The organism is Geodermatophilus sp. SYSU D00079 (genome assembly GCF_054050635.1).
This window is the reverse complement of sequence record NZ_JBJGZS010000034.1, coordinates 21,371-31,963: the sequence shown is the minus strand read 5'-3', so window position 1 is coordinate 31,963 and position 10,593 is coordinate 21,371. Positions and strand designations below refer to the sequence as shown.

Annotated in this window: 8 protein-coding genes; 3 read left to right on the top strand and 5 right to left on the bottom strand. The window is 74.7% G+C overall.

The genetic code is table 11. From position 1 onward, the window contains the following. Positions 1-219: 219 nt before the first annotated feature. From ilvD (ACI79E_RS20460) to ACI79E_RS20445, 4 genes are read right to left on the bottom strand one after another with little or no spacing between them, the layout of a single operon-like run. On the bottom strand, positions 220-1,926 hold the full coding sequence (gene ilvD, locus ACI79E_RS20460; RefSeq protein WP_456934412.1) for a dihydroxy-acid dehydratase: 1,707 nt from the start codon (positions 1,924-1,926) through the stop codon (positions 220-222). After that, positions 1,923-2,789, bottom strand: a complete 867-nt coding sequence (locus ACI79E_RS20455) for an ABC transporter permease (protein WP_456934411.1) — start codon at positions 2,787-2,789, stop codon at positions 1,923-1,925. Before ACI79E_RS20455 ends, ilvD (ACI79E_RS20460) begins: the two co-directional genes overlap by 4 nt. Continuing rightward, complete coding sequence (locus tag ACI79E_RS20450) at positions 2,786-3,613, bottom strand: ABC transporter ATP-binding protein (RefSeq protein ID WP_456934410.1); 828 nt, start codon at positions 3,611-3,613, stop codon at positions 2,786-2,788. The genes ACI79E_RS20455 and ACI79E_RS20450 overlap by 4 nt, the downstream gene beginning before the upstream one ends. Positions 3,614-3,660: 47 nt before the next feature. Then, positions 3,661-4,755, bottom strand: coding sequence for an ABC transporter substrate-binding protein (locus ACI79E_RS20445; protein ID WP_456934409.1), 1,095 nt, complete (start codon positions 4,753-4,755; stop codon positions 3,661-3,663). 272 nt (positions 4,756-5,027) lie between these two features. Here ACI79E_RS20445 and ACI79E_RS20440 point away from each other — a divergent pair, with 272 nt between their 5' ends. Genes ACI79E_RS20440 through ilvD (ACI79E_RS20430) form a run of 3 tightly spaced genes read left to right on the top strand, consistent with a single transcriptional unit; the run spans position 5,028 to position 9,248 of the window. Next, positions 5,028-6,179: a hypothetical protein gene (locus tag ACI79E_RS20440; RefSeq protein ID WP_456934408.1), complete on the top strand. Its 1,152-nt coding sequence runs from the start codon at positions 5,028-5,030 to the stop codon at positions 6,177-6,179. Positions 6,180-6,234: 55 nt separating this feature from the next. Beyond that, entirely contained in the window at positions 6,235-7,578 is a 1,344-nt protein-coding gene (locus ACI79E_RS20435) for an FAD-dependent oxidoreductase (protein WP_456934407.1), read from the top strand. Then, positions 7,578-9,248, top strand: coding sequence for a dihydroxy-acid dehydratase (gene ilvD / locus ACI79E_RS20430; RefSeq protein WP_456934406.1), 1,671 nt, complete (start codon positions 7,578-7,580; stop codon positions 9,246-9,248). Before ACI79E_RS20435 ends, ilvD (ACI79E_RS20430) begins: the two co-directional genes overlap by 1 nt. On the opposite strand, the gene ACI79E_RS20425 is transcribed toward ilvD (ACI79E_RS20430), so the two are convergent. Further along, positions 9,197-10,585, bottom strand: a complete 1,389-nt coding sequence (locus tag ACI79E_RS20425) for an MFS transporter (RefSeq protein WP_456934413.1) — start codon at positions 10,583-10,585, stop codon at positions 9,197-9,199. The genes ilvD (ACI79E_RS20430) and ACI79E_RS20425 overlap by 52 nt on opposite strands. Between the last annotated feature and the right edge of the window lie 8 nt (positions 10,586-10,593).

Below are 10,593 nucleotides of genomic sequence, written 5' to 3'. Positions count from 1 at the left end.
GAGCGCGGCGCTCGGCGGCGCGCGCCGGCCCCCCCCCCCCCCCCCCGCCCCCCCCCCCCCCCCCCCCCCCCCCCCCCCCCCCCCCCCCCCCCCCCCCCCCCCCCCCCCCGGCGCGGGCGGCGGCGGCCGCGGCCATGACGCCGGCCGGCCCGCCGCCGAGCACCACGACCTCGTACTCGCCGAGGACGGCGGTGCGCCGCCCGGGCTCCTCGACCCAGCTCACCGGTCCTCCTCCACGCTGCCGCGGCCGGGGGCGGGGGCGGTGAGCACCGCGCCCTCGGGGACGGGGGAGACCAGCCGGCGGTAGGCCGACAGCCACCCGTGGTCCGGGCCCGGGTCGGGGGTGCCCAGCCGGTCCCGGCGGGCGGCGAGCACGTCGTCGGGGACGTCGAGGTCGACGGTGCGCCGGTCGACGTCGATGACGATGCGGTCGCCGTCCTCCACGAGCGCCAGCGGGCCGCCCACGGCCGCCTCCGGCGTGACCTCGCCGACGACGGTGCCCACGTTGACCAGGCCGGACATCTGCCCGTCGGTGACCACCGCGACGCTGTCGCCCAGGCCCGCGCCCTCCAGCGCGAACACGACCGCCGAGCCCAGCGCCATGCCCGGGCCGCCCACGACGCCCAGGCCGCGGACGACCAGCACCGTGCCGGGGGAGACCTCGCCCCGCTGCAGGCCGGCCAGCGCCTCGTCGCGGGAGGAGTAGCACAGCGCCGTCCCCTCGAAGCGGCGGTTGCCGCGGTCGTCGACCGGCCGCTTCACCACCGCGCCGCCGGGGGCCAGCGAGCCGCGGACCACGACGATCGTCGGACGGGTGCCGAAGGGGCGCTCGGCCGGGCGGACCACCTCCTCGTCGGCCACGGTCACGCCGGCCAGCACCTCCCCGAGGGTGCCGCCGTCGACCGTGGGGACGTCGAGGTCGAGGAGGTCCCGCAACTGCGCCAGCACCGCCCGCGTGCCGCCGGCTCGCTCGAGGTCCTCGATGAACGCCGGGCCGTTGGGGCGGACGGCGCACAGCAGCGGCACCCGGTCGGCGAGCTCGGCGAACAGGCCGGGCACGTCGACGTCCACCCCGGCCTCGTGCGCCACCGCCTGCAGGTGCTTGATCGAGTTGACCGAGGCGCTGATCGCGAGCATGACCGTCACCGCGTTGCGGAAGGCCGCCGCCGTCATCACCTGGCGCGGGCGCAGCCCCTCGGTGACCAGCGCGACGATCCGTTCCCCGGCCCGCCGCACGCCGTCCCACATGGCCAGGCTGTTGGCCAGCACCGGCGTGGTGCCGGTCAGCGACATGCCCAGCGCCTCGCAGGCCATGTGCATGGTGTTCGCCGTGCCGAGGCCGGCGCAGACGCCGGGGCCGCGGATCGCGTTGTCGCTCATCCCGCACAGGTGCTCCAGGGTCATCCGGCCGGCCGCGACCGAGCCCGCGGCCAGGAAGACCTCTTCGATGTCGACGTGCTCGCCGCGGTAGTCGCCGCTGGGCTGGTAGCCGCAGCCCACCACGATCGTCGGGACGTCGAGGCGGGCGGCGGCCATCAGGTGCGCGGGGGCGGTCTTGTCGCAGGAGGCGAGGGTCACCATCCCGTCGAGCTGGGCGCCCTCCACCGCCACCTCGACGTCGTTCACGATCAGGTCGCGGCTGGGCAGGATGTAGCGCCCGTCGCGGCCGGCGGAGGTGATGAAGTCGCTCGGCGCCGCCGTCCGCACCTCGAACGGCAGCCCGCCGGCGGCCCGGATCGCCTCCTTGAGCGGGCCGACCAGGCCGTCGAGGTGGCTGAAGCAGATCGCGAGGTCCGACGAGGAGTTGACGATCGCGACCTTGGGCTTGGTCATGTCCTCGTCGGCGATGCCCAGCGCCCGCCACTGGGCCCGGCGCACCGCCCAGCGGGAGCTGCCCTCCTGCAGGTTGCTGCGCAACGGGCTCACGGGCTGACGCCCGCCACCGAGTCGTGCCACGGGATCATCAGCCGCTTGGTGAGCGTGACCGCCGCGTAGAGCAGCGAGCCCATGAGCGCCAGCAGCACGATCACCGCGAACAGCTGCGGGGCGTCGAGCGCGTTGAGGCTGCGCACCACCAGGTGGCCCAGGCCCTCGCTGCCGCCCAGGTACTCCCCGACGATCGCGCCGATCACCGCGAACACGATGCCGACCTCGGCCCCGGCGAAGATGTAGGGCAGCGTGCTGGGGAACTCCAGGTCCCGGAACGTCGCCCACCGGCTGGCCCCCAGCCCGCGCATCACGTCGCGGTGGCCGCGGTCGACCGACCGGACGCCGAGCATCACGTTCAGCATGATCGGGAAGAACGCCAGGATCGCGGCCATGATGACCTTCGACGTCGTCCCGAAGCCGAACCAGATGACGAAGATCGGGATGAACGCGACCTTCGGGACCACCTGCAGCGCCACCAGCGCCGGCTGCACGGCCCGCTCGAGCCACACCACCCGGCCGAGGACGGCGCCGACGGCGGTGCCCGTCACCAGCGCGATGACGAAGCCGAGGAGCACCTCGTAGAGGGTGATCCAGACGTCGGTCCAGATCTCGCCGCCGGTGACCAGGCCGACCAGCGACCGCCAGACGTCCAGCGGCGCGGGCAGGATGAACTCCGAGACCCCCAGCACCGAGACGGCGAACTGCCAGCCGCCGATGAGCAGCAGCAGCAGGATCGGGGTGGAGATCAGCGGCAGGACCCTCATCAGCCCGTCGCGGTCACCGGCGTGGCGGCGGCGCCGGACCGGGGGGGTCCCGGTGCCGCCGGCGGTCTCCTCGGGGGCGTGCGCGGTCGTGGTCATTCCTCGTCCAGTTCGTGTCGGAGTCCGCGGACGATCGTCTGGAACTCGGGGCTGGTCTCGGTCTCCAGGGAGCGGGGGCGCGCGAGCGGGACGGGGGTGACCGACCGGATGCGCCCGGGCCGCGGCGTGAGCAGCACGACGCGGTCGGCCAGGAAGACGGCCTCGTTGATGGAGTGGGTCACGAACACCACGGTCGCGCCAGCCTGCGCGTGGATGGACTGCAGCTCGAGGTTCATCTTGTCGCGGGTGAGCGCGTCGAGGGCGCCGAACGGCTCGTCCATCAGCAGGATCTTCGGGTCGTAGCTGAGGGCCCGGGCGATGGCGGCGCGCTGGCGCATGCCGCCGGACAGCTCCCGGGGGTAGGCGTTCTCGAAGCCGGGCAGGCCCACCAGCTCGCACAGCTCCGCGGCGCGGGCGCGGCGGGCCTTCTTGCCGACCCCGCGCAGCTTCAGCGGCAGCGCGATGTTGTCGGCGATCGTGTACCAGGGGAACAGGTTGGCGTCCTGGAACACCAGGCCGAACTGGGCGAAGGCCTCGTCGTTGCGCTTGCCGCCGCGCCAGATGCTCGCGCCGTCGGCGGTGACCGTGCCCGAGCTCGGCGGGAGCAGCCCGGCGAGGATGCGCAGCAGGGTGGTCTTCCCGCAGCCGGACCGGCCGACCAGCGAGATGAACTCGCCGCGGGCGATGGAGAGGTTCACGTCGCTGAGCGCGTGCACCTCACCCCGCCGGGCCTGGTAGACCTTGTCGACGCCGGTGACCTCCAGCTGGGCCGGGGCGCCGGCCGGCGCCGGCGGAGCGCTGTGGGCGGGTGCGGAGATGGTCATGCCGTCCTCCCGGGATGGGGCGGGGTGCGTGCTCACGGCCGCGGCGCTCACGGTGCCGGGGCGAAGTCGTTGGTGAACCACTCGGCCGGGTCCAGGCCCTCCGGCACGAAGCCCGAGCTGGACATCTCCTCGTAGACGGTCTGCCACTGCTCGGGGACGGTGCGGGCGATCTCGGCGTCCCCGGCCGCGGTCCAGGACTCCACGTACTGGGTGAGCGCGGCCTTGCCGACCTCGGGGTCCTCGAGGGTGGGGATGTCGTAGCCCGACAGGCACTCGATCGTCTCGGCGAAGTCGTTGGCCTGGTCCTCGGCGACGAACTGCACGGCGGCCTTGATCGCGGCCAGGTAGGCGCGCAGCTGCTCCTGGGTCTCGGGGTCGTCGGCCTGGTCCTGGGAGGTGACGTAGACCTGGCCGCCGCTCTGGACGTCGTCGGAGGGCGCGTAGACGACGGCGTCGGGCTGCTGCTCCTGCAGGGCCACGGCGGTGTCGAGGGAGACGATGTAGCCGCCGATGCGGCCGGAGGTGACCAGGTCGAAGACGCCCGGGGCGAGGCCGACCACCTGGGTCTGCACCTCGTCCTGCGGGATGCCGGCGGTGGCGGCGGTGAGCTTGAGGATGATCTCGCTGGTGCCGCCCTCCGACGGCGTCCCCATGAGCCGGCCCTCGATGTCGGCCGGCGACTCCAGCGGGTCGGACTCGGCGGAGATGAACCGGATGGTGCCGGTCTTGTTGATCTGGCCGACGTTCACCAGCGGCGCGTCCCGCTCGCCGATGGCCAGCATCGTCTCCATGTCGCCGACGCGGGTGATCAGCGCGCTGCCGGCCAGCACCGTCTGGATGGCCTGCGAGGAGCCCTGCGTGGTCTCGAAGGTGACGTCGAGGCCCTGCTCCTCGAAGTAGCCGCACGAGGAGGCGACCAGCTCGGGGGTGAAGGTCAGGCTCTCCAGCGGGAGGATGTTGAGGAAGGTGACCTCCTGCAGCTCGCCGTTCCCCCCGCCACTGCCGCTGCCGCCGCCGCTGCCGGACGCCTCGTCGTCCCCGCCGCCGCAGGCGGCCAGCAGGGTCGCCGCGCTGGCGGCGGCGAGCGCCACCTGCCACCGCGGGCGGCGGCGCGGGGTGGGGCGCAGGGCGGGTCGGGACATCGGGCTCTCCTCGGGGACGGTCGGGGACGGCGGGGACTGAGCCGGTACGGGCGCGGCGCCGGAGGGGAGAGGTCGCCGCGAGAGCGAGGGTGTGCGGCATGCGCGCACTCGTTCTCTTGCCGCACGAACGCTATGGCGGGCGTCACACGGCTGTCAACCGGGGGGTGCGGTCCGCGGTGGCCTTGACCCGGCCCGGTCTGTCGGTACGGTTGTGCGCACAGAGCGCGCCTGTGCGGATCCCGCACACGATGGCGCCGGGTCGGAGGAGGACCGTGAGCCAGCTGGGAACCCGCGAGGCGCCCCCAGGGGAACTGCCCCGCATCGACGCCGCCGCGCTGCGCGGCGTCCAGGAGTTCTACGCCGCCCAGCGCTGGACCGACGGCCTGCCGGTCATGCCGGTCACCGAGTCGGTGCTGGCCGGGTTCCTGGCGCAGACCGCCCGCGACCCCGGCGACGTCGTCTTCCGGATGCCGCACCTGGACCGCTCCTGCACGGTGCGCTCCGCAGCGATCAACGCGGCCATGGCCGGCTGTCTGCCGGAGTACTTCCCGGTGGTGCTGGCCGCCTGGGAGGCGCTGACCGCCGAGGGCTACGCGGGCAAGGGCATCTGGCAGAGCACCACCGGCACCGCCCCGATGCTCCTGGTCAACGGCCCCGTGCGGGAGCGGATCGGGCTCAACGGCCGCGGCAACGTCTTCGGCTCCGGCTTCCGGGCCAACGCGACCATCGGCCGCGCCGTCCGGCTCACCGCGATCAACGTCTTCGGCCTGCACCCGCACGAGCTGGACCAGGCCACCCAGGGCACGCCGGCGAAGTACACGTGCTGCATCGCCGAGAACGAGGAGGACAGCCCCTGGGCGCCCCTCCCCGCCGACCACGGCTTCGCCGCCGGGGCGAGCACGGTGACCTCCATGCTGGTGCGCTCGGTCATCCACATCGAGGCCCGGCACACCACCGACCCCGAGCAGCTCGGCCGCGACCTGGCCGGCACGCTGGCCCGCACCGGCGCCCTGGTGCACGAGACGATCAGCGGCTGCCTCGTCCTCGGCCCCGAGCACGCGCACGTGTTCGCCGGCGCGGGGTGGTCCAAGGACGACGTCCGGCAGTTCGTGTACGAGCACGCCGTCAACCCCCGCGCGCGGTTGGCGGAGGTCGGCAAGGACGCGGTGTCCCGGGAGACCCGCTGGCGGCTGCCGGCCGGCCACCCCGACGCGGTGCCCGGCTCGGCCGACGGCGCCCCCGAGGACGTCGTCCCGGTGCTCAACTCCCCGGAGGCGCTGCTGGTCGTCGTCGCCGGGGCGCGCAACGCCGGCGTCTCCGCCGTCGCCGAGACCTTCGGGCCGCGCGGTGGGCCCCCCGCGGTCGCCCTCGTCCAGGACCCGCCGACCGGCCCGTCCCCGCTCCACCAGGAAGGCACCCGATGAGCCACCCCCACGCAGACGCCCCGCCGTCGCTCCACGTCTCCGCGGGGGCCCCGGCGTGAGCACCGTGCACGAGCCGGCCCGCGAGACGCCGGTGCACGGCGAGTTCGACGTCGTCGTCGTCGGCGGGGGCCCGGCGGGCCTCATGGCCGCGGCCGCCGCCGCCCGCGCCGGGCGCTCGACGATCCTGCTGGAGCGCTACGGCTTCCTCGGCGGCGCCGGCACCATGGGCGGGCTGTCCACCTTCTGCGGCCTGCACGCCAAGGTCCACGGCGAGCACCGGCAGGTCGTCCACGGCCTCGCCGACGAGCTGCTCGAGCGGCTCACCAAGCTCGACGGGCTCAACACCCCGCACCTGACCATCAACGACGGCATCCTCGCCCAGGCCTTCGACATCTCCAGCTACAAGCTGGCCGCCGACGAGCTGGTCGTCGACTCCGGTGCGAGGCTGCTGTTCCACGCCACCGCCGTCGGGGTGGTCATGGCCGACGACGCGACGATCGACGCGGTGCTCATCGAGACCAAGTCGGGGCGGGCGGCGATCCGGGGGCGGGTGTTCGTCGACGCCTCCGGGGACGCCGACGTCGCCGCCTGGGCCGGGGTGCCGTTCGAGAAGGCGCCGCACCTGCTCTACCCGTCGCTGATGTTCCGCATCAACGCCGTCGACGTCGCCGCTGCCGGCGACGCCCCGTGGCGCACCGTGGAGCGGCTGATGAACGAGGCGGAGGCGGCCGGCACGCACCGCTTCCCGCGCAAGAAGCCGATCGTCCGGCCGCAGCGCAACCCGCTGGAGTGGCGGGCCAACCTCACCCAGCTGTCCAACCCCGACGGCAGCGCGGTCGACGGCACCGACGTCGAGCAGCTCACCCACGGCGAGCTGCAGGGCCGCCGGCAGGCGTTCGAGGCCTTCGACTTCATCAAGCACCGCACGCCGGGCTTCGGCGACTCCTACATCGTCGACATCGCCCCGCAGATCGGCATCCGCGAGACCCGCCGGGTGTTCGGCGAGTACCGGCTCACCGAGGACGACGTCCTGGACTGCGCCGACTTCGACGACGCCATCGGCGTCAACGGCTGGCCGGTGGAGGCGCACGTCGCCGGCACCGTGGAGTTCCGCTGGCAGCGCGGTGCGGACCCCCGCGGCTACAACCAGCTGCCCTATCGGATGGTCGTGCCGCAGGGGGTGGACAACCTCTTCGTCGCCGGCCGGTGCGCCTCGATGACCCAGGGCGGGCAGTCCTCGGCGCGGGTCACCGGACCCTGCTTCGCCATGGGGGAGGCCGTCGGCGTCGCCGCCGACCTCGCCCTCACCGGCGGGCTGGCCGTCCGCGACGTGCCGGTGCCCGAGCTGCAGCGCCGGCTGGAGCTCGGCGGGGTCTTCCTCGGCCGCGGGGAGGCGTGATGGCCCGGCTGCGCAGCAACTTCCCGGTCGGCGGGACGCCGTGGGCGATGCGCCGGGCCCAGTGGACCGCGCTGGGGCTGTCCGAGGAGGACATGGACAAGCCCAAGATCGCGATCGTCAACAGCTCGTCGAAGCTGGCCAGCTGCTTCAGCCACCTCGACGACGTCGTCCCGCCGCTGATGGCGGCCGTCCGCGCGGCCGGGGGCGTGCCGTTCGAGGTGCGCACCGCCGCGCCCAGCGACGCCATCACCAGCGCCGGGGCGCAGGGCCGCTACATCCTCCCCAGCCGCGACCTCATCGCCAGCGACATCGAGGTGGCGGTCGAGGGCGCCCAGCTCGACGGGATGGTCACCCTCGCCTCCTGCGACAAGACCACCCCCGGGCAGCTCATGGCCGCCGGCCGGCTGGACGTCCCCACCATCGTCGTGGGCTGCGGCTACCAGCCCTCCGGGGTCTACCGGGGCGAGCACGTCGACTTCGAGGACGTCTTCCTCTACGCCGGCCACGTCGCCACCGGCGCCATGACCGTGGAGGAGCTCGCCGAGATGGCCTCGGTCGCCGTCAGCGGCCCCGGCGTCTGCGCCGGCATGGGGACGGCGAACTCGATGCACATCGCCACCGAGGCGCTCGGCATGGCCATGCCCGGCAGCACTCCCGTCCTGGCGCTGAGCGACAAGATGTTCGCCGACGCCGAGCGGGCCGGGCGGCGCATCGTGGAGCTGGTCCGCGAGGACCTCCGGCCGCGGCAGGTCCTGACCCCCGGCGCGTTTCGCAACGCGGTGACCGCGGTGCTGGCCATCAGCGGGTCGGTCAACTGCGTCAAGCACCTGCAGGCGATCGCGGTGGAGGCCGGCTGCGACGTCGACGTCATGGGGCTGTTCGAGGAGCTGGCGCCGCAGGTGCCGCTGCTCACCGCGGTGAAGCCCAACGGCGACCGGCGCATCGACGAGTTCGAGGCCGCCGGGGGAGCGCAGGCGCTGCTGTACCAGTTGCGCCCGCTGCTGGACCTCGACCAGCCGACCGTCGACGGGCGCACGCTGGGCGAGGTGCTGGGCGGGGCGACCGTGGCCGACCCCGACGTCATCCGCCCGGTCGGCGAACCGCTGGCCACCCACCCCGGCATCACCGTCGTCCGCGGGACGCTCGCGCCGGAGGGGGCGGTGGTCAAGCGCACCGTCGCCGACGACGGCGTGCACCGGTTCTCCGGACCGGCGAAGGTCTACACCTCCCGCGAGGAGGGGCTGGCCGGCATCCGCGCCGGCGAGGTGCGGCCCGGCGACGTCGTCGTGCTCAGCGGGCTGGGCCTGCGCGGTTCCCCGGGCATGGCGCTGACCTCGGCGTTCGTCTTCGCCCTCGACGGGGCCGGCCTCGGCGACCAGGTGGTCGTGGTGACCGACGGGCAGATGTCCGGGCTGGTCAACAAGGGCCTGGTGGTCGCCGAGGTCAGCCCCGAAGGTGCGGTGGGCGGCCCGCTCGGGCTGGTCCGGGACGGCGACGTCGTCTCGGTGGACGTCGACGCCCGGACCCTCGACCTGCAGGTGCCCGACGAGGAGCTCGAGCGGCGCCGGGCCGAGCTGCCGCCGCTGCCCGCGCCGCGCGGCTGCGGGTGGCTCGACGTCTACGCCCGGACGGTGTCCCCGCTGGGCCGGGGCGCCACGCTCGGCGGCTGAGCCCCCGCCCGCCCGGCGAGCAGCCCCACCACCAGGGCCGCGACCACGCAGGTGCCGGCGGCGATGACGCCGATGACGGTGTACCCGGCACCGCGGGGCAGCCCCCCGCCGGCCGGGGTCACCGCCGCCAGGACCGTGGCGGTCAGCGCGCTGCCGATGGAGAACCCGGCGTAGCGCAGCACCTGGTTCAGGGCCATGGCGCTGCCGGTCTCCCGCGGCGGCACGGCAGAGACGACCAGCCCCGGGGCCGCGGCGAACACCGTGCTCACGCCGAGCCCGGCGACCGCGGTGACCACGAACAGCACCCACAGCTGGTCGCGGTACACGGCGAAGAGCACCTGCGAGGCCGCCACCAGCAGCGCGCCGAGGGGCAGGACCACCCGCGGACCGTGGCGATCGCCGAGCCGGCGGGAGAGCGGGCCCGCGAGCATCCCGGCCAGCGAGAACGGCAGCAGCGCCAGCCCGGCCACCAGCACGGTGGCGCCGAAGCCGTACCCGCTGCTCTCGGGCGTCTGGGCGAGCACGGGCACCGAGCCCATCATCATGTAGTTGGCCAGGCTGACCAGCATGACCGAGACGTGCCCCGCGGCGGCCAGCCGGCCGCGGGCCAGCCGCAGGTCGATCAGCGGGGCACGGCTGCGCAGCGCGACGAGGACCCACCCCAGCAGGGCGACCGCCGAGCCGGCGGCCACCAGCAGCACCCGGGGTGAGGTCCAGCCCCAGGCCTCACCTTCGGCGAGGGTGACCAGCGCGCCGCCCAGGCCGAGGCCCAACAGCACGGCGCCGGCCAGGTCGAACCGCCGCGGCGGCGCGGGGGCCGGCGCCGGCAGGACCAGGGCGGCCGCGCCCAGCGCGACGGCGGAGATCACCGTCGCCGTCCAGAAGGCCGCCGTCGCCCCGGCGTACGTGGTGATCGCCCCGGCGATCGGGAACCCCAGGCCCACGCCCGAGACGACGGTGATCGACAGGGCCGCGATCGTGCGCCGGGAGCGCTCCTGCGGCAGCGCCTCGCGGGCGGTCGCGATGAGCAGCGGCATCAGCCCGAGGCCGAAGCCCTGCAGCCCGCGCCCGGCGAGGAACCAGCCCAGCCCCAGGGGCAGCGCGGTGAGCACGCCGCCGGCCACCACCAGGGCGAGGGCGGTGAGCGCGACGGTGCGGCGCTGCGACCCGTCGCCGAGCCGGCCGAGGACCGGCGTCGCGACCGCCCCGACCAGCAGCGGCATGGTGAGCGACCACTGCGCCACGTGCAGGGGCACGTCGTACAGCTCCGCCACGGCGGGGATCAGCGGCGCGCCGACGCTGCTGGTCACCGCCACGACGGTGGCGACGAGGACCAGGACGGGGA